This window comes from Paraburkholderia antibiotica, assembly GCF_012927125.1.
GTDB classification, from domain to species: domain Bacteria; phylum Pseudomonadota; class Gammaproteobacteria; order Burkholderiales; family Burkholderiaceae; genus Paraburkholderia; species Paraburkholderia antibiotica.
The window spans coordinates 14,381-33,184 of sequence record NZ_JABBFZ010000010.1 but is presented as its reverse complement, the minus strand read 5'-3'; the positions used below and the strand labels follow the sequence as shown (position 1 = coordinate 33,184).

Below are 18,804 nucleotides of genomic sequence, written 5' to 3'. Positions count from 1 at the left end.
TCGACCACGCGTGCCGCAATCCGTTACAGAGTGTGGCAGCGAATGCGCTACGCCCGCTCCAGCGCCGCCATCTCCCGCACCACCACCAGCAACACCGAAAGACTCGCGCCGCCCGTCGCGCGCAGATCGGTTAGCAGGCGCGTATAGCGCTCCAGTTGCGCCGCGCGTTTTTCGCGCCATGCCTGCACCAGCGTATCCGGCGTCGACGCATCGCTGGCGCCGGCCAGCGCGCTCGTGGTCAACGCGCGCTTGAGCCGCGCGAGTTCCGCGAGCGCCGATGCACGCGCGAGCATGTCCCAATGAGTCGGCGCGGGCAACGCAGCCGCGCGTTCGCTGATCCAGCTGTAATTCAGCAAGGTGCCGAGTTCGAAGTACACACCCGCCACCTGTTCGAGATTGCGCCCGCACGTCGATGCGACTTCGGCGATATCGAGCAGCGCGGCCGACACTTCGCCGCTTGCGATCCGCACGGCGAGATCGCTATCGACACCCGCATCGACGAACGCGCGCTGGCGCTCCGACAGCGCTTCGAGATCGGCGGCCGGCAACAACGCCGGCCATTGCGGCGCGAGCCGTTGCGCGGCGTCGCGACAGCGCGCGAGCAGACCGGTCACGTCGTCGCCGGCCGCGCCCGACTGCAGATGCCGCAGGAACCACAGCGCCGAGCGCTCGACGAGCCGCGCGACCTCGACGAACATGCGCGCCTGCACATCGTCAGGGACGCGGTTGTCGAGCGCGTCGATATTGCGCCAGATCTGATCGAGATCGAACACGTCGCGCGCCATGACGCAGGCACGCACGATGTCGCCGGGCTGCGCATCGGTCTCCTCCATCAGACGATGCACGAACTCGCAGCCGACGCGATTGACGAGCGCGTTGGTCAGATACGTCGCGAGAATTTCGCGGCGCAGCGGATGCCGTTGCATCGGTTCGCGGAAGCGCTGCCGCAACGGCTTCGGGAAGTACTCGATCAACATGTCGCTGACGAGCGGATTTTCCGGCATCGACGATTCGAGCAGCGCGTCGTACAGCCACATCTTGCTGTACGCGAGCAGCACCGCGCGCTCAGGTGTGGTGAGCCCCTGTTTCGCGGCCGCGCGTTCGGCAATTTCCTCGTCGGTCGGCAGAAACTCGATCACGCGATTGAGCCGCCCCGCGCGCTCCAGATAGCGCATCAGGCGCGTTTCGGCATCGAGCAGTTCAACACCATAACGGCCCGCGATCGACAACGCCTGGGTCTGATAGTAGTTGTCCGTCAGCACCAGCAGACCGACCTCGTCGGTCATTTCGGCGAGCAACGCATTGCGCTGCTTCTCGGTCATCTCGCCGTCGGCCACCACGAGCCCGAGCAGAATCTTGATGTTGACTTCGTGATCCGAACAATCGACGCCCGCGGAATTATCGATCGCGTCGGTATTGATGCGGCCACCGCGTTGCGCGAACTCGATACGCCCGAGTTGCGTCAGGCCGAGATTGCCGCCCTCGGCCACCACCTTGCAGCGCAGATCGGCGCCGCTCACGCGGATCGCGTCGTTCGCACGATCGCCGACCTGCAGGTGCGTTTCGCGGCTCGCCTTCACATACGTACCGATGCCACCGTTATAGAGCAGATCGACCGGCGCCTGCAGGATCGCGCGCATCAACTCGGCCGGCGACAACGCGGCCGCGTTGATGCCGAGCACCGACTGCACCGCGCTCGACAGCGGAATCGTCTTGGCGCTGCGCGCAAACACGCCGCCGCCCGCCGAGATCAGCGACGGATCGTAGTCGGCCCAGCTCGAACGGTCGAGCGTGAAAAGGCGCGCGCGCTCCGCCATGCTCGCGGCCGGATCGGGGCTCGGATCGAGGAAGATGTGGCGATGATCGAACGCGGCGAGCAGCTTGATATGCGGCGACAGCAGCATGCCGTTGCCGAACACATCGCCGGACATATCGCCTACGCCGACCACCGTGAAGTTCTCGCTCTGCGTGTCGACGCCCATTTCGCGGAAGTGCCGCTTGACCGACTCCCACGCGCCGCGCGCGGTGATGCCCATCTTCTTGTGGTCGTAGCCGACCGAGCCGCCCGATGCGAACGCATCGTCAAGCCAGAAGCCGTATTCCTGCGAGATCGCGTTCGCGTAGTCGGAGAACGTGGCGGTGCCCTTGTCGGCCGCGACCACCAGATACGGATCGTCGGGATCGTGCCGCACCACGTCGGGTGGCGGCACGACGTCGGTGCCCGCCAGATTGTCGGTCACGTCGAGCAGCCCACGCAGGAAAGTCTGATAACACGCCACACCTTCACGCATCCATGCATCGCGCTCGCTCTGCGGCGGCGGATTCTTGACGACGAAGCCGCCCTTCGAGCCGACCGGTACGATCACGACGTTCTTCACCATCTGCGCCTTCATCAGCCCCAGCACCTCAGTGCGGAAATCTTCGCGCCGATCCGACCAGCGCAAGCCGCCGCGCGCGACGCGCCCGCCGCGCAGATGCACACCCTCGACACGCGGCGAATACACCCAGATCTCGAACATCGGCTTCGGTTCGGGCAAGCCGGGCACCTGCGCCGGATCGAACTTGAACGACAGGTACGGCTTCGGCTTTCCCTGGGCGTCGTAGCGGTAGTAGTTGGTGCGTTTGGTCGCCTTGATGACGCCGAGGAATTGCCGCAGGATGCGGTCTTCGTCGAGATTCGGCACCTGATCGAGCGCGCTGTCGATCGTCTCCAGACAACGGTCGACGCGCGGCTCACGCGCATCGCCCAACGCCGGATCGAAACGCGCGATGAACAGATCGACGAGCATGCGCGCGATCGCCGGATTGCCGGTCACCGCGCGCTCGATATATGCGTCGCTAAAGGTCGAGCCGACCTGGCGCAGGTACTTCGCGTACGCGCGCAGTATCGTCACTTCGCGCGCGTTCAACTGCGCGCGCAACACCAGCCGGTTAAAGTCGTCGCTTTCTATCGTGCCGCTCCACACCTGCTCGAACGCCTGTTCGAACAGGTCTTTCACGCGCTCGATGTCGAACTCGGTATCGTCCGCGAGTTCGAGGCCGAAGTCGTGAATCCAGGCGGGCGTCGCGCCGGGCGCTTCAATCAGATACGGCCGCTCTTCGTCGACCCGCACGCCCAGATGTTCGAGCATCGGCAGACTGCGCGACAGCGCGATCGGCAGGCCCGCGCGATACACCTTGAAGCGGAACGCGCGCGGTCCCGATTCGATCGGCCGGTACAGATTCATCGCCAGCTGTTCGCTGCCCTGCACGCGTTCGATCAGTTCGATATCGCGCACCGCCGTGCGCGCCGGATAGTCGTCGCGATAGCCGGCCGGAAACGAATCGCCGTAATGCTGCAGCAGCCGGTTGCCCTGCTCTTCGCCGTATGCGTCGAGCAGTGCGTCGGCGAGATCGTCCTGCCAGCGGCGCGCAACCTGCACGAGCCGCGCTTCGAGCTCGCGCGTATCGACGCCCGGCATGCCGCCCGGTTTGGCATGGACAACGAAATGAATACGCGCGAGCGTCGACTCCGACAGCAGCGGTGTGAATTCGACGTTCTCGCCGTTGAACGCATCGGCCAGCAGGTTCGCGATACGCTGGCGCAAATCGGTGTTGTACTTGTCGCGCGGCACGAACACCAGACACGACACGAAGCGGTCGAAGCGATCGCGCCGCACGAACAGCCGCGTGCGCTGATGCTCCTGCAAACGCAGCACGCCGAGCGCGGTGTCGTAGAGCTGATCCTCGTCGGCCTGGAACAGTTCGTCGCGCGGATAGGTTTCAAGCACCGTGACCAGCGATTTCGCCAGATGCCCCTTGGGCAGAAACGCGGCCCGCCGCACGATGTTCGCGCACTTGCGCCGCACAATCGGAATCTCCGCGGCCGAGACGAAATACGCGGTCGACGTATACAGGCCGATAAAGCGCCGCTCGCCGCGCACCTTGCCGTCCGCGCCGGTCAGCTTGATGCCGACGTAGTCGAGGTAGCCCGGCCGATGCACGGTCGCGCGCGAATTGGCCTTGGTCAGAAAGATCGGCGACGAACCGGCGATGATCTCCGCGGCCGCCGGCGGCAGCGCGGTGATTTCCGCCGCGCCGACCGGGCGCAGCGCGTCGCGCAGAATGCCGAGCCCGGAGCCCGCCACCGCGCGCAGACCGTAGCCGTTTTCGTGCTGCACGAGCTCGTAATCGCGCTGACCGAGGAACGTGAAATGATCGGCGACCATCCATTCGAGGAACGCGCGCGCCTCGACGCCTTCCGGACTCGCCTCGCGCGCCTTCATGTCCTGAATCGTTTCCTTCGCGCGCTCGATCACCTTCGGCCAGTCCTCGACCGCCGCGCGCACGTCGCCGAGCACGCGCGCGATGTCGTCGCGCAACGCGTCGAGTTTTGCCGCATCGCCGCAACGATCGACTTCGAAATGGATGCACGAGGTCAGATGCGAGCGCGTATCGCCCGCCTCTTCGGCGCCCTGGCTCACGCGCGCGATGCTGCCGTCCGCCGCGCGCCAGATGCGAAACACCGGATGCACGACCGAATGTAGCGCGAGCCCCTGGCGGTTGACGGCCATCGATACCGAGTCGACCAGAAACGGCATGTCATCGTTGACGATCTCGATCACCGTGTGATCGGAGTGCCAACCGTGCTGTTCAAGAATCGGGTTGTAGACGCGCAGGCGTTGCTCGCCCGGCACGAAGCGTTGCGCAGTCTGCCAGTGCGCGAGCGCTGCGCCATACAGATCGGCAATCGAGCGGCTTTGCAGATCGCCCGCGTCGACGAAATCGTAGTAGTGCCGCAGGAAGGGTTCGACGATGTCGAAGCTCGGCTCGGGCAGGCGCCCTCGCGCAAATTCGATGACATCGTTCAGCAGGTGCGTGACGGCTTCTTCGTTCTTTGCTTGCATGATCGACTCCCCTGGCTGACGGCAATGGTGAGTATCGGCGTGATTCGCAGGCAACCTCTGAACCGGAATTATGCGCCTGCTGCGGGGCTCCGGAGGCCTTTGCACAGTCAGGTCGTCGTCAGGTAATACCCTCTGATTGACCCGCGACAACGTCATTGGCGACACACGGAAATGCGCGGCCGCGCGGTGTCTCGCTGCAGCGCGGCAATGCTCGCGAGCCTTTCAGCGCGTGGCTCTGGCCACGACCGCAGCCGCCGCCTCGGGCACTTCGCCGCCGCGCCCGAGCCATGCGCGAACCTGTGCGACGGTCCACGTGGGATCGTCGTGCGGCAGATCGTGGCCGGCCCATGGATGCTCGCGATGCGCGGCGCCCCACGCCGCCGCCAGCTTCGCCGAACAGCGCGGATTCACCAGCCCGTCCGCCCGCGACGACAGGATCAGCAGCCCACACGCCGGCGCGGCCGCCGCCACGCTGAAGCGCGCGGCCGCCCATAGCTGGCGCAGCGCGTTCGCCCGGCTCACCGGCGCGCTGCGGCGAATCCCGACCCATGCGTCAATATCGGCGGCCAATGTTTCGACGTTATTGCAGGTGAGCCGATGGATGCCGCTCTCGACATCGACCGCATCGCTCCAATGCGCGGCGACGCCAAGCAGCCCGGGCCACGCCGACGGCCGCAGCCGCTCGTGCGGCAGGCTGAACGGCCGCATGCTCGTATTGATCAGCACCAGCCGATCGATTTCGCCCGGATACCGCTGCGCCCAGTCGGTCGCGACCATTCCGCCGAGCGACATCGCGAGCACGTTGTACGGCCCCGGCGCGCCCGTTTGCTGCGCCGCGCGCCGCACGCACTCGACCATGCCCGCGACCGTCGCAGGAGCGCGCCGGCGCGCGAACTCGCCGTTGCCGGGCAGATCGAGTAGCAACAAACGCGGGCACGTCGTGCCGTTTGCCGTGGCCGCGCACGAGTCATCGTTCAACGCTTCGCGCAGCGCCTGCGGCAAGCGCCCCCAGTGCCACGTTTCGCGCGTGAGTCCGCGCAGCAGGATCCATGTGCTCATCACGCGCTCGTCGGCCGATACCAATGGTCGAGCGCGCTTTGCAGCATCTGCTCGCGACGGTTGCCTTGCGGCAGCCAGCGTTGCGACGAAAACGCCGCGCGCGCGAGAAAGTCGAACAGGTTCGCGTGGCGCCGCAGCACGCGCGCGGTGCGGTGCTCCATGACCGGATTGAACATCCCCTGACGCGAGAACAGTTGGCGCGGGTTCTTCTTGATCCATAGCCACGAGCCGAGTTCGAGCGTCATCGGCAGGAAGATGTTCGGTGCCGGCGCGCGGTCGTATGCGTAGTCCCACAGGTCGCCGTGCAGCAGATACTGGTGGCTTTGCGGTTCGAACGTATAGCCGTGATGCGGATGCGCGCGCTCGAACATGCTCTTGAGCACATACATTTCGGGTAGATGCGGCATCTGCTTGCGCGTTCGCGCGTACGGAAACCAGATGCTGTCGCTCCAGCCATAGCCGGAATGGCAATCGAGCGCGATGCTCAACGGCCGCGACGCCAGCTGTGTCTCGGCCACTTGTAACACCGCGGCGGCTTCCGGCTCCATCGGCTCGCCCGCGCGACCGCGATACCACGGCAACCATGCACCGACGCGCTGACCGCCGGCAAGCAACGGCACGCGCGCGTCCGCATCCTGCGGCGCGTTGCGCATCAGGTCGACACCGCTCGGATTCGCGCGGGTCGATGCCCACATGCCGCCGGGATTGGCGATGGGCAGGAAGATCAGCCGGATCGATTGCAATTGCCGCACCAGCAGTTCGTCCCATTCGAGCCGCGCGAGCAGCGCGCGCATATAGTCGAGCACGAGTTGCGAGCCGATCCGTTCGAGCCCATGAATGCCGCCGAAAAAGCCGATGGCCGGCGCGAGCGGATCGGACGAACCGATACTCGCGGTGTAGATCGCAAAACGCCGCCCACGCGCCGCAATCTCGCAGACGCTGCGGATTTCGAAGTTCGCGCTGCCGTGCTCGAGGATCGACATGAGATCTTCATACTCCGCAAAACTGTCGGGCAGAAAGCTCAAAGGAGTCGGCATGACGTCGTGACCGGGTGTCGGGATTATTGGAGCGGCACGGGAATGACGCACTATAGCCCAGGTATGGGTCAGCACGCGCGAGCCGCCGTGCCAACGCGCGAATCGTGTCACACGTATGTCATTTTCGTTTGCGTCGCTGATTCGTCGTCGATTCGTTCCCGACTTTCGGCGGGCTTGCACTGACTTCGAAGCGACTTTGTTTTGCCATCCTGACGACATATGAAACTGCGCGGCGATGGCCGCCATAAAGATGTAGTCGTCTAGACGTTGCGATGCCTTCACTCAACCGTCACAGACGCTTCCTAGAATGAGCCCCACACATGCCGGCAGCGGCGGGATGCATCGAGAGGGTACAGATGGAAGCGATCCGTGAAGCTATTCGTATCGAGCGTTTGAGCAAGACTTTCGGCAACGGCCGCAAAGCGCTCGACGAAATCGATCTGCGCGTCGCGCCCGGCGAGATGGTCGCGTTGATCGGCGCTTCGGGCTCGGGCAAATCGACGTTGCTGCGGCATATCGCGGGCTTTACCGCGTCGGATGCGCAGCCGTCGCAGATCGAGATTCTCGGTCGGCCGATCCAGCAGAATGGCCGCATCGTCCGCGAGGTGCGCAGCATTCGCCGCGATATCGGCTTCGTATTCCAGCAGTTCAATCTGGTGAACCGGCTCTCCGTCGAAACCAACGTGCTGATCGGCGCGCTCGCGCGACTGCCTTGGTGGCGACGCTTGAGCGGCCGTTTTCCGCGCGCGGAGCGGGCGTTGTCGCTTGCCGCGCTCAACGAGGTCGGTATCGGCGAACATGCACGTGAGCGCGCCGCCAATCTGTCGGGCGGTCAGCAGCAACGCGCGGCACTCGCGCGGGCGCTGGTGCAACGTGCGCGCATCGTGCTCGCGGACGAGCCGATCGCGTCGCTCGACCCCGAATCGTCGCGCCGCGTGATGGACATGCTGCGCGCGCTGAACCGCGACCATGGGATCACCGTGCTGGTGTCGCTGCATCAGGTGGACATCGCGATGCGGTACTGCCCACGCACGATCGCATTGCGTCGCGGCAAGGTGGTCTACGACGGCCCATCCAGCACGCTGACGCCGCCGCTGCTGAAAAAGCTCTACGGCGACGATGCACACGAATTGCTCGACGATGCCGCGCATGCCGCGCATGCCGCGCATGACGCGCATGACGCGCACGATGCGCACGCGCCTCAAACCGCACACGACACGCCCGCCCGCCACGATGCACACAGCGATGCGGCAAGCGCCGTCAGCCACTACCCATTCGCGCTCGAACCGGCACCATCGAACTGATTCCCTCCGCGCGACCTCGCCTCCTTCGCTCTTTCCGCCCACCCAACCGGATCTTCACCGATGAAATTCCTGCGCTCCCTGTTCACGCTCGCGGCCGGCGCGGCCGCTTTCGCCTGCGTCGCCACCGCCCACGCCGAGGACATCAACCTCGGCGTCATCTCGACCGACTCGTCGGTGGTGCTCAAGCAACGCTGGGAGCCGCTGATCGAAGACATGAAAAAGCAGACCGGCCTGAACGTGAAGGCGTTCTTCGCGACCGATTACGCCGGCATTATCGAAGGCATGCGTTTCAACAAGGTACAGGTCGGCTATTTCGGCAACGCATCGGCGATCGAAGCGGTCGATCGTTCGGGTGGCGAAGTATTCGCGAAGGCTCAGCATGCGAACGGCGATAGCGGCTACTACTCGCTGCTGATCACCAATGTGAACAGCCGCTTCAAAACGCTCGACGACGTGTTCAAGAACACGAAGGACCTGACGCTCGGTTTCGGCGATCCGAACTCGACGTCGGGCACGCTGGTGCCGGCCTACTACCTGTTCGCGAAGCACAACACGCCGGTCAATACGTCGTTCAAAAGCGTGCTGCCGTCGAGCCACGAGGCGAATCTGCTCGCGGTCGTCAACAACAAGATCGACATCGCAACCAATAACAGCATGATGATGGAAACGCTCAAGCGCGAGCACCCGGACAAGTACGCGCAAGTGCGCGTGCTGTGGACTTCGCCGCTGATTCCGTCCGACCCGCTGGTATGGCGCAAGGATCTGCCGCAGGCGACCAAGGACAAGCTGCGCAAGTTCTTCCTGAACTACGCGAAGACCGATCCGCACGAGAAAGCGGTGATGGCCGGCATCACCGAGTACAGCGGCTTCGAGGCGTCGTCGGATCAGCAGTTGCGGCCGATCCGCGAAATCGTGCTGTTCCAGCAGAAGCAGAAGATCGAAAGCGATGCGCATCTGTCCGACAACGACCGCAAGACCCAACTGGCCGCGCTCGACGCGAAGCTGAGCGCACTCAATAGCGCGCAGTCGAAGCAATGAACACGGCCGATCTGAGCGCGTCGTCGGCAAGCGCGAGCAACGCGGGCACCGCGCCGGCGACGCGACCGCAGGACCTCGCCGGCAAGCGCAGCTGGCGCTCGCTGGTCGGCTGGGTCGCGGTGCTCGCCGTGCTCGGCGGCGCATGGCACGGCGCCGACATGCGCCCGCTCGATCTGCTCAGCGATTCCGCGAACATGGGCCAGTTCGCGAAAGACTTCTTCCCGCCCGACTTCACCGAATGGCGCACCTACGTGCACGAGATGTACGTGACGCTGGCGGTCGCGATCTGGGGCACCGCGCTCTCGCTCGTTTGCGCGGTGCCGTGCGGCCTGATGTCCGCGCACAATCTCGCGCCGCAGTGGATCGTGCAGCCGATGCGTCGCCTGATGGACGCATGCCGCGCGATCAACGAAATGGTGTTCGCGATGCTGTTCATCGTCGCGGTCGGGCTCGGGCCGTTCGCCGGCGTGCTCGCGCTGTGGGTCCACACGACCGGCGTGCTCGCGAAGCTGTTCGCCGAGGCCGTCGAGGCGATCGATCCGCGCCCGGCCGAAGGTGTACGCGCAACCGGTGCGACGCGGCTCGACGAAATCGTCTACGCGGTGCTGCCGCAGGTGCTGCCGCTGTGGATCTCGTACGCGCTCTACCGCTTCGAATCGAACGTGCGCTCGGCGATGGTGGTCGGCATGGTCGGTGCGGGCGGCATCGGCGTGGTGCTGTACGAAGCGATCCGCTCGTTCAACTATGCGCAGACGGCCGCGGTGATGATCATGGTGATCGTCGTCGTGACGGTGATCGATCTGGGTTCGGCGTGGTTGCGGGAGCGGGTGATCTGACTGGGGCTGCGGCTACGCTAAGCGAAGCGGAGTGGCCACGTAGTCAAGCTGAAAAAACGGCACGGGTGAAGCGTGATCGCGCTTCGCCCGTTTGTTTTGGACGCGACGTTCGTGAGCGCATCTGGCGCGCTGTAGTCGCTCTGTGCCGCGCCTCTGGCTGCGTCGAGTCATGGTTTAGCTGAAGTTGAAGCAAGCTTCAGCACACTCCCCGCCCCTCAGGCGGCCATTTTTACCCGCCTCAAAACGCCGCTTTTCTCCACATAAAGCCCCTTCGCTTTAGTCGCCCATCCCGCCGTCGCGGCGATCTGCTGGAATAATCACGGGCTTGCGGCCGCTTCGGCGGCCTTCCCTCGTGCCCTCTCGCATCATTCCGCTGTCGATGGAAACCTTTGTCGTCCTGCTGGTGCTGTTCTCCGCGCTGCTTCACGCGACCTGGAACGCGTTCCTGCATCTGTCCGAGGACCGCGTCTGGCTGCTCGGCATGATGGCGATGCCGTACATCGCGGTCAGCGCGCTCGGCGTGCTGGTGCTGCCCTTGCCCGCGCCGGCCGCGTGGCCGTATATCGCCGCGTCGGCGGTGCTCGAATGGGGCTATCTGCTCGCGCTGATCCGCGCGTACCGGAGTGGCGACTTCGGCCAGATCTATCCAATCGCGCGCGGTCTGTCGCCGATGCTGGTGTTCGTCGGCGCGCTCGTGTTCGCCGGCGAAGTGCTGAAGCCGCTCGCCGCGTTCGGCGTCGCGCTGGTGTCGTGCGGCATCGTCTCGCTCGCGTTCCGGCGCGGCATGCGCTTTTCCGGCGAGAGCGTGCCGTTCGCGCTGCTGACGGGCCTCTTCATCGCCGCATACTCGATCGTCGACGGCATCGGCGCGCGTGTCGCGGGCAATGGGCTCAGCTACATCATGTGGGTCTATCTGATCTGGAACATCCCGCAGTTCCTGCTTGCGTGGCATTGGCGCGGCGGCGCGAAGGGTCTGTTCATCGGCCGCGCGCTGGTGCTCAAAGGCGTGGCGTCCGGCGTGCTCGCGCTGGGCGCGTATTGCCTGATCATCGAGGCGTATCGCTATCTGCCGATCGCGATGGTGTCCGCACTGCGCGAGTTGAGTTCGATCTTCGCGGTGCTGATCGGCTGTATCTTCATGCGCGAGAAGCTGACCGCGCGGCGCATCGTGGCATGTGCGCTGGTGACGGTGGGCGCGGTGTTGATCCGGATTTGAGCGGGGTTCGGCGGCGGGCCGACATGGCGTAACAGGTGTGACGAATAGCTTTCGGCGCCGATTTTCGTGCTGTCCGGCGTTAGGCTCGTGCCTTCCCTGAAAATCCGCCATAGCCACCAACTGGAACAGGAGACGCTTGCGATAAGCCCCCTGCTCCAGCATCAAACCAGCCGTAAGTCGACCGCCCTCACACACCCCTCTTTAGAACCGATGCCGGATCCCCGCCTGCACCAGCGTCTGCGACTGGCTGCTCGACGCCGTCGTCGTATAGATCTGCGCATACGCACCCGGACCGCTCGCGCGCTGATAGATGCCGGTGAGGAACAGGTCAGTGCGCTTCGACAGCAGGTAGTCGGTCGCGAGCGTCACCTGGTTGTAGTGCGGCGAGCGGCCACCGGAATAGTCGCCGGCCGTGTACACGTACGACACGCCGATCTGCAACGCCGGCGTAAAACGCTTCCACACGCCGAGCTCGCCGTTCTGCAAGCGCAATCCCGTCGAATCCGAATAGTTGAACAACACGTTCGAATAGCTCGCGAGCACGTTGAAGAAGCCGAAATCGTAGGTCGCGCCCGCACCGAGGATGCGCTGCTGGTCGGTGCCCGCACCGGTCGGGCTCACCACGAACGGCGAGCTGAAACCCCAGCCGGTGCTATCGACCGCGCCGCTCGTCAGATTCGACGGCGTCGCGTTGCTGCGCCGGTTGAACTGCGTGAACGCGACGCCGGCCTTCAACGGCCCGTTCGCATAGACCGCGCTGCCGCTGAAGCCGTTGTTGTTCGAGAACTGCGTCGAGTTCGAGAACGCGTAGCTGCCCGCGAACGTGAACCCGGAGAACGTCGGCGACACGTAGCGCACCGAGTTGTTGAAGCGGTTCGTGAAGAACATGTTGTCGTTGTCGCCGATATGCGCGCCAAAGCCGGCAAAAATATTCGCGGATTCCGCCCACCAGAGGCTATTGGTCATTTCCTCGTATTGACGGCCCATCGTCACCGTACCGTAGCGCTGATTGCTCAGGCCGATGAAGGCCTGACGGCCGAACATGCCGCCGAGCATCGCGCCGTTGGTGATCGAGAAGCCGTTTTCGAGCGTGAAGATCGCATGCGTGCCGCCGCCCAGGTCTTCGTCGCCGCGCAAGCCGAAACGCGGCGGCATCATGCCGCCGTTGGCGAGCGCGAACAGGTGCGAGCCCTTCACGTTGCTCACGTATTCGATACCGGTCGAAATGATCCCGTACAGCGTGACGCTGCTCTGCGCATGCGCACAGCCGATACCCACCGCGCTCAATGCCGCGCACATTGCCGTCTTTCGTGCCAACCGCCAAACCTTCATGATGTCTCCTTAGTTAGTATCGCTAATTTTTATAGATTGCCCAACGTGTTCAGAAGTCGTGGATCCCGGACATCGTATTGCTTTGTACCTACCGGATTATGCGAAGCGTGCGTGACGGCTCGCGAGGAGGCCTGCGAACGGCGAACTGCGATGTCGTTCGCGTACCGTGTTCAAGTCAGTCGGGTCAGTTCGGTCCGAGCGCTTCCACCGGTGCATGCCGGCGTTCTTCGAGATTTTCCGGGCGTCCCCAGCCGAGAATCGGCGCGAGTTGCAGCACGACAGCAATCACGACGAGCCCAACGCGCACCATCCAGCCGCCTTCGTAGAAGCTCGCGAAGATGGCCGGCGGCCCGAGCAGCACGCCGAGATAGGTCGCCTGCGCGACCACTCCACTCGTCGCGCCCAGCGTGCCGACGCTCGGCGACGACGACGGCACCAGCGTCCAGATATAGCCGTTGACGGTGCCGATACCGATCGAGAACACGCACACGGCGACGATCGCGGCGACGAGTCCGACCATCGGCAGATACAAGGCAACGCCGCCGCACAGCATGACGATGCCGCCGACGATCGCGAGCCGGCCGCCATTCACGCCCGCCTTCAGCAGATGTCCGACGCTCAGACAGCCGCACGCCACGAACACCTCGGCGAGCGTACCGATCGCCGCTGCGGCCGGAATCGCAATCGCGTAGCGCCGCGACATATAAACCGTCAGCGCCGCCATGATGCCGGTCTGGATAAACGCGGAAGCCCCCGATGCCAGCGCGACGCGATACGGCCGCGGACTCTTCAGCACGAGCCAGATGTCGGAGAGTCGCCGGCTCTGCAGATTCGGCTGCCTGGCGGGCAACAGCACCACCGCGCCCGCGAGCGCCGCCATCAGGATCGCGTGGCCGCCAAATGCCCAACGCCACAGATCGCCGCGCTGCGCGAGCGGCGCGACGATGCTCAGCGTCAAACCGATACCCACTGCCGTGTGCGAGGTCCACAAACCGAGCGCGATGCTGCGGCGCGCGCCGGTCGTCGTGCGCATGATCAGCGTCACCGCGCCGACCGTCAGCGACAGATAGCCGACGCCTTGCAGCAGGCGGCCAAAAAACAGCGTGCCGACGTCGTGCGCGCCGAACACGACCAGATTGCCGACCAGCGCGAATACCGAGCCACCGAAAATCACGCGCTTGTCGCCGATCCGGTCGACCAGCCAGCCGCCGAACACGGCGGCGATCGCGGTAATCAGCGAAGGGATCGAGATGACCCAGCCCGCGCTAGCGTGCGACAGGCCGAAATACTTCGCGATGTCGCCGATCACCGGGACAGACTGCGTGACGAGCGACGTCGCGACGGTGCCGTAGAGATACAGCAGGATGATGCAAGGCCAACTGCCCGGGGAAAGCATGCTTGTCTCCTGAGAAAAACGTTCGATTGTTGTACTTGTTATGCATTTATTGAACTCGTGCGTGCCCTAAGCCCGTCACTCCCATTCGAGCAATCGGCACAAATTGCCGCCCATGATCAGCTCTCGATTCGCCGCCGACAGCCACGCCAACGTCTCGCTGAAATGCGTGACGCACTGGCGATACGGATGGTGCAGCCGCGACAGTTCGCTCGCCCACACGATCCGCTCGGCGCCGAATGCATCGAATACCTGACGCAGGGTTGCTTCGAGCGAACGGAACGGGTACGGATCGAGCGCGTAATCGCCGACGCCCGCCGCCTTCACATGCACGTTCCGATGCTCCGCGAGCGCGAGCAGCGCCGGCAGGTGATCGAACGCGCCCGGTCCCGACGCGCCGCGCGGCACGCCGAGATGATCGACGATGATCTTCAGTCGCGGATGCCGACGCGCGATGTCCTCGACCACGTGCAGCGCGTTCGGCACCAGCAGCGCGACCACTAGGCCGGTTTCCTCGGCGATCGGCCAGAGCCGGTCCAGTTCGCCATCGAGGAGCGGCTGCAAACGCTCCTTCGTGTTGAACAGAAAGCGGATGGCGCGCATGTTCGGCTGCTCGCGCCACGCGCGCAACAGTCGGTCCTGATTGTCGAGGCGGCTGTCGAGCAGCCCCATCACCGCAAAGCGCTGCGGTTCGGCCGCGGCGAGCGACAACGAATAGGCGTTGCCGTCGGGATCCCACAGCGGCGGCACCAGCAACGCGCGGTCGACGCCAGCCTGCGCCATTTCGGCCTTGAGGACGTCGCCGGTAATCGGCGTGCGTCGATGGTGCCCGGTCGAAACACCGTTGGACCAGGCGTGGATTTGTGCGTCTACGATCGGCATGGAAGTTCTTGGTTGAATATCGTGTGAGTCACGAACGGAGCGGCAGCGTAGCGGCGTGGATCGATATGAGTCGATGCTTGCCGGCGTACCTCAGCCGCCGGTCTGGAAAAGCCGCCCCGCGCCGCGAATCTGGCCGCGCCAGCCCGCCGCGTTCAGCACCGACCACAGCATCGCCTGATTGCTGGTGACGACCGGCAGATCGAGGCCGCGTTCGAGTTCGTCGGCGGCTTCGAACGCACGCACGTTCGCGCACGACAGCAGCACCGCGCGCGTGTCGCCGTCCACCTGCTTGCGCACCACCTCGGCGATTTCGGCGGGCTCCATCTGCGCGGCCACTTTCGCATCGGTGAAACCGAGCGATACCGTGCGCAACACGTTGAAGCCGGAATCGAGCAGCGATTGCCGTTCGATGCGCGAGAACTCGTCGCTAAACGGACACACGTGCAGAATGCCGTCGGCCTTCAGCACGCTTAGCGCCTCCTTGATCGCGACCATCGTGTTGGTCGACGGAATCTCCAGCGTTTGTGTCATGCGCTGCGCGAGCCTCGCATCGCAGTCCTGACCATTGGCGACGCTCGCGCCGGTGCAGTTGAAGGCGATCGCATCGGGCGACAGGTCTTTCAGATAGCCCCCCTCGTCGATCGCTTCGAGGTAGGCGCGCGTCAGGCTTTCCATCGTCACGCGCCCCGCTTCCTTGCGCAGCCTGATGCGATGCACGTGATACGCGACGCCATCCGGGCAATAGGCGCGAAAGTCGTCTTCGGCGATCGTGTTCAGCGACGGCACGATCATTCCCACACGCAGTTTCTTCATCGGTTCCCTCTAGTGTTGCTCGGTGTGTTGCAGGTTGTGGACCAGTCTATGGGCTTACGCTTTGCAGGCTCAATCGAAAAACTGCCGGGGTCATCCGTTTTTGCTGTACTCGGGCGAATGGCTCGCCGCGCGTGCTTCTTCTTCCGCGTGATCCATCGATTCGAGCGCTTTGCCGCGCGCCTCGATGCCGATCGTCAGATACGTGACGCCGCACACGAGCAGGCACAACGCGAGAAACTGGAATGCCGGCACGATTACGCCGATGGTCGCCGACGGCATCACGACGTTGTTCGATCCTGCCGTCATCGCGAGGCCGAGCGGGCCGAGAATCTTGCCGACCGAGCCGGCGAGTCCCGCATAGCCCGAACCGGTGCCGCGCAGACGCGACGGCCAGATTTCGGTCGAATAGGCGGCGCACACCGCGAAGCTGCCGTCCGCGAAAATGAACGCGAGCAGCAATGGCGCCCAGAACAGCGACGGCGTGAGCCAGTCGCCGTGACCGATATAACCTGCCGCGAGCAACGCAATGGCCGACGCGATCGCAAAGTAGCCGCCCGTTTTGCGGCGGCCGATGCGATCCGCCAGTCCCGCGGCCGACAAACGCGCGAGCATGCCGAGCACGGCGAAGCCGATCATCGTTTTCGCGGCGAGCGCAGGCGTGAATTGCTGGATCTGCGCGAGCAGCGTCGGCGCCCACAGCACGATGCCGTAGTAGCCCGCAATCAGCCCGATGTTGATCAGCGTCGTCGTGATCACGCTGCGCGGACAGCTCAGCAATTCGAACCAGCCGCGCGACGCGACCGGTTGTGGCGTGTCGAGCTGCTCATCGAACGACGACTTGCCAAGCGCCCACGCAATCGAACGACGCGCGGCCGCGTCGCGTCCCTGCAGACTCAGCCAGCGAGGCGACTCGGGGATATACGCGGCGCCGATCAGCGCGATCACAGCCGGCGCGGCGCCGAGCGCGAAGGTCCAGCGCCAGCCGAGCGCCGGGATCACGTACGCGCCGCTGAACGCGCCAAGCAGCAGACCGCCTGTCGTGATCGCCGAAACGATGCCGGTCAGCATGCCGCGCCGCCGTGGCGGCGTGAACTCGTGCACGAGCGCGATCTGGATGAAGTAGCCGGCAGTACAGAAGCCGATCACGACGCGCAGCACGGCCATATAGATCCAGCCGCGTTCCGGCGTGAATGCGAGGCCCACGCTCGCCGCCGCGAGCAATAGCAGCGACAGCACGAACACCGGCTTGCGGCCGAAGCGATCCGCCATGCTGCCCCACACCACGCCGCCGACGATCGCGCCCGCACCGACGACAGCAGCACCGCGCCCATGATTCCGTACGTGAGGCCCCACGGCTTGATCAGGTACTCCATGATGAAACCGATCAGATAAGCGTCCCAGAATTCGAGCATGCTGCCGACGCCGACGAGTCCAAGCAGCAGCTTCTGGTTGCCGGACAATGTCGTCTGCTCCTGGAACGGGCTACGCCCGCTGTTGATTTGCAACATCGTTGTCTCCTTCGTTTTTTACTTTGGATGACTAATTGATTCGAATGGAACCGATCAGTCGCCATGCGCACTAGCGGTACTGGTTTAGGCGCCGCGCGCCTTGCGGGCAGCCGGTTTGCGATTGCGCGGCGATTTCGCGGCCCCGGCGGCCTCGGCGGACCTGACGGAACGGGTAGACGGCTGCTCCGGCACAGCAGCCTTCGGCACCGCTTCGCGCGCCGCACTCTCCGGTTCCACCGTCGATTCGCCCGCAATCGCCGTCGCGTTGCGCTTCAGATGATGCAGAAACGCCGCCTGCACGTCGTTCGGACGCCAGTCGCGTTTCGTCGTAATGCCGACGATCGGTCCATCCCACGGCACGTCCACCGGCAACGGCGCGATAAAGCCGAAGCGCCGCTCGCTCAGCACCTCGGTCCAGCTCAGCACCGTCAGCATTTCGGCGTCGTACAGCGTGATGCGGATCGTCGACAGCGAATAGGTTTCGATGCTCGCCGGCGGCGGCGTGGTCTCGGCGAAGATGTGCTCGTACGCTTCGCGGCGCGGCGAGCCCTTCGGCGGCAGCACCCACTGGTAGCGCGTCAGGTCGTCGACAGTGATCGCGTTGTGGCGGGTCAGCGGATGCTCGCGGCTCGCGACCACGCAATAGCGCTCGTGATACAGCGGCTCCTCGACGAAATCGAACGCCTTGCCCGGCTGTTTCAGCAAGCCCAGCATGAAATCGATCTCGCCGCGCAGCAGCTTGTTGAGCAGCGTTTCATAGGTGCCGCTCAACACCACCACGCGTGCATCGGGAAACTGCGCGGACAGCGAGCGGATCGCGTTGACGATCAGAATGGTCGGATCGAGCAGCAGCACGCCGACGGTGACCGTGCGCTCTTTCGGAAACTCGTAGGTGGTGACGGTTTCGGCAAGCGCCGCGATCTGGCTCGACACCAGCTTCAGGCGTCGCGCGAATTCGCTGCCCACCTCCGTCGTATTGATGCCCGACGACGTATGCCGGTACAACTGCCCACCGAGATTCTGTTCGAGCGTGCGCGCCGCGCGCTGCAACGACGCTTCGGTAATGCCGAGCATCCGCGCGGCCGCACGAAACGAGCCGCACTCCTCGATCGCGATCAGGCAGCGCATCTGCGTGCGCGTGATGCTGCTGGCCAGCGCGAGCGGCGACACCTTGCGCGTACTCACGACCAGTTGCGCGGCTTCCTCGGCGAATTGCAGGATCTTGCGCGTGCGCACCAGCGCCGCCACGCCGACCGGCGTCAGATACGTGCCGGTCGGCGAGCGTTCGAACAATGCGACGCCGAGCATCCCTTCGAGCGCCGCGACGCACGACGTCGTGGCCGGCTGCGAGCGCAGCAATTCCTGCGACGCCTGGGTGACGTTTTCATGGCGCGCGACAGTCTCGAAGACCCGCAGTTGCCAGATGCTGGGCAGGTCTTTCTCGGACGCCGTGGTCTCGATTCGTCGCATCGCCATTCCTGATTCAACTAGCTCAAATTG

General features: G+C 64.6%; 13 protein-coding genes. 4 read left to right on the top strand and 9 right to left on the bottom strand.

Annotated elements, in window-relative coordinates; translation table 11 throughout:
- Nucleotides 1–47: 47 nt before the first annotated feature.
- From HHL14_RS17430 to HHL14_RS17420, 3 genes are all read right to left on the bottom strand, one after another.
- Nucleotides 48–4,886 carry an NAD-glutamate dehydrogenase gene (locus HHL14_RS17430; RefSeq protein WP_169498870.1) on the bottom strand — a complete coding sequence of 1,613 codons (4,839 nt, stop codon included), beginning with the start codon at nucleotides 4,884–4,886 and terminating at the stop codon, nucleotides 48–50.
- Nucleotides 4,887–5,108: 222 nt separating this feature from the next.
- Entirely contained in the window at nucleotides 5,109–5,945 is an 837-nt protein-coding gene (locus HHL14_RS17425; protein WP_169498869.1) for an alpha/beta fold hydrolase, read from the bottom strand.
- Nucleotides 5,945–6,982 carry a M14 family zinc carboxypeptidase gene (locus HHL14_RS17420; protein WP_169498868.1) on the bottom strand — a complete coding sequence of 346 codons (1,038 nt, stop codon included), beginning with the start codon at nucleotides 6,980–6,982 and terminating at the stop codon, nucleotides 5,945–5,947. Before HHL14_RS17420 ends, HHL14_RS17425 begins: the two co-directional genes overlap by 1 nt.
- Nucleotides 6,983–7,338: 356 nt before the next feature.
- On the opposite strand from HHL14_RS17420, the gene phnC reads away from it, so the two are divergent.
- The 4 genes from phnC to HHL14_RS17400 all read left to right on the top strand — a co-directional run bounded on the left by phnC (nucleotide 7,339) and on the right by HHL14_RS17400 (nucleotide 11,376).
- Nucleotides 7,339–8,286: a phosphonate ABC transporter ATP-binding protein gene (gene phnC / locus HHL14_RS17415; RefSeq protein WP_169498867.1), complete on the top strand. Its 948-nt coding sequence runs from the start codon at nucleotides 7,339–7,341 to the stop codon at nucleotides 8,284–8,286.
- Nucleotides 8,287–8,346: 60 nt separating this feature from the next.
- The gene (phnD, locus tag HHL14_RS17410; protein ID WP_169498866.1) at nucleotides 8,347–9,324 is read left to right on the top strand and encodes a phosphonate ABC transporter substrate-binding protein; all 978 of its coding nucleotides are present in this window, start codon (nucleotides 8,347–8,349) and stop codon (nucleotides 9,322–9,324) included.
- Complete coding sequence (gene phnE / locus HHL14_RS17405; RefSeq protein WP_169498865.1) at nucleotides 9,321–10,160, top strand: phosphonate ABC transporter, permease protein PhnE; 840 nt, start codon at nucleotides 9,321–9,323, stop codon at nucleotides 10,158–10,160. Before phnD ends, phnE begins: the two co-directional genes overlap by 4 nt.
- Nucleotides 10,161–10,539: 379 nt before the next feature.
- On the top strand, nucleotides 10,540–11,376 hold the full coding sequence (locus tag HHL14_RS17400) for a DMT family transporter (RefSeq protein WP_169499006.1): 837 nt from the start codon (nucleotides 10,540–10,542) through the stop codon (nucleotides 11,374–11,376).
- 201 nt (nucleotides 11,377–11,577) lie between these two features.
- Here the strand turns inward: HHL14_RS17400 and HHL14_RS17395 are convergent, their stop codons facing one another.
- The 6 genes from HHL14_RS17395 to HHL14_RS17370 all read right to left on the bottom strand — a co-directional run bounded on the left by HHL14_RS17395 (nucleotide 11,578) and on the right by HHL14_RS17370 (nucleotide 18,774).
- A complete protein-coding gene (locus HHL14_RS17395) occupies nucleotides 11,578–12,708 on the bottom strand; it encodes a porin (RefSeq protein ID WP_169498864.1) in 1,131 nt (376 codons plus the stop codon).
- Between the two features lie 184 nt (nucleotides 12,709–12,892).
- Nucleotides 12,893–14,104 (bottom strand): MFS transporter, encoded by a 1,212-nt coding sequence (locus HHL14_RS17390; RefSeq protein ID WP_169498863.1) that lies wholly within the window; start codon nucleotides 14,102–14,104, stop codon nucleotides 12,893–12,895.
- A gap of 75 nt (nucleotides 14,105–14,179) precedes the next feature.
- On the bottom strand, nucleotides 14,180–14,983 hold the full coding sequence (locus HHL14_RS17385) for an amidohydrolase family protein (RefSeq protein WP_169498862.1): 804 nt from the start codon (nucleotides 14,981–14,983) through the stop codon (nucleotides 14,180–14,182).
- Nucleotides 14,984–15,073: 90 nt separating this feature from the next.
- Complete coding sequence (locus HHL14_RS17380; protein WP_169498861.1) at nucleotides 15,074–15,796, bottom strand: maleate cis-trans isomerase family protein; 723 nt, start codon at nucleotides 15,794–15,796, stop codon at nucleotides 15,074–15,076.
- Nucleotides 15,797–15,886: 90 nt separating this feature from the next.
- Nucleotides 15,887–17,149, bottom strand: coding sequence for an MFS transporter (locus HHL14_RS17375; RefSeq protein ID WP_169498860.1), 1,263 nt, complete (start codon nucleotides 17,147–17,149; stop codon nucleotides 15,887–15,889).
- Between the two features lie 239 nt (nucleotides 17,150–17,388).
- The gene (locus HHL14_RS17370) at nucleotides 17,389–18,774 is read right to left on the bottom strand and encodes a LysR family transcriptional regulator (protein ID WP_169498859.1); all 1,386 of its coding nucleotides are present in this window, start codon (nucleotides 18,772–18,774) and stop codon (nucleotides 17,389–17,391) included.
- Nucleotides 18,775–18,804: the final 30 nt, after the last annotated feature.

Coding starts and splice junctions, on each gene's coding strand:
- HHL14_RS17430 (WP_169498870.1), bottom strand. CDS start 4,886: ATGCAAGCAAAGAACGAAGAAGCCGTCACGCACCTGCTGAACGATGTC.
- HHL14_RS17425 (WP_169498869.1), bottom strand. CDS start 5,945: ATGAGCACATGGATCCTGCTGCGCGGACTCACGCGCGAAACGTGGCAC.
- HHL14_RS17420 (WP_169498868.1), bottom strand. CDS start 6,982: ATGCCGACTCCTTTGAGCTTTCTGCCCGACAGTTTTGCGGAGTATGAA.
- phnC (WP_169498867.1), top strand. CDS start 7,339: ATGGAAGCGATCCGTGAAGCTATTCGTATCGAGCGTTTGAGCAAGACT.
- phnD (WP_169498866.1), top strand. CDS start 8,347: ATGAAATTCCTGCGCTCCCTGTTCACGCTCGCGGCCGGCGCGGCCGCT.
- phnE (WP_169498865.1), top strand. CDS start 9,321: ATGAACACGGCCGATCTGAGCGCGTCGTCGGCAAGCGCGAGCAACGCG.
- HHL14_RS17400 (WP_169499006.1), top strand. CDS start 10,540: ATGGAAACCTTTGTCGTCCTGCTGGTGCTGTTCTCCGCGCTGCTTCAC.
- HHL14_RS17395 (WP_169498864.1), bottom strand. CDS start 12,708: ATGAAGGTTTGGCGGTTGGCACGAAAGACGGCAATGTGCGCGGCATTG.
- HHL14_RS17390 (WP_169498863.1), bottom strand. CDS start 14,104: ATGCTTTCCCCGGGCAGTTGGCCTTGCATCATCCTGCTGTATCTCTAC.
- HHL14_RS17385 (WP_169498862.1), bottom strand. CDS start 14,983: ATGCCGATCGTAGACGCACAAATCCACGCCTGGTCCAACGGTGTTTCG.
- HHL14_RS17380 (WP_169498861.1), bottom strand. CDS start 15,796: ATGAAGAAACTGCGTGTGGGAATGATCGTGCCGTCGCTGAACACGATC.
- HHL14_RS17370 (WP_169498859.1), bottom strand. CDS start 18,774: ATGCGACGAATCGAGACCACGGCGTCCGAGAAAGACCTGCCCAGCATC.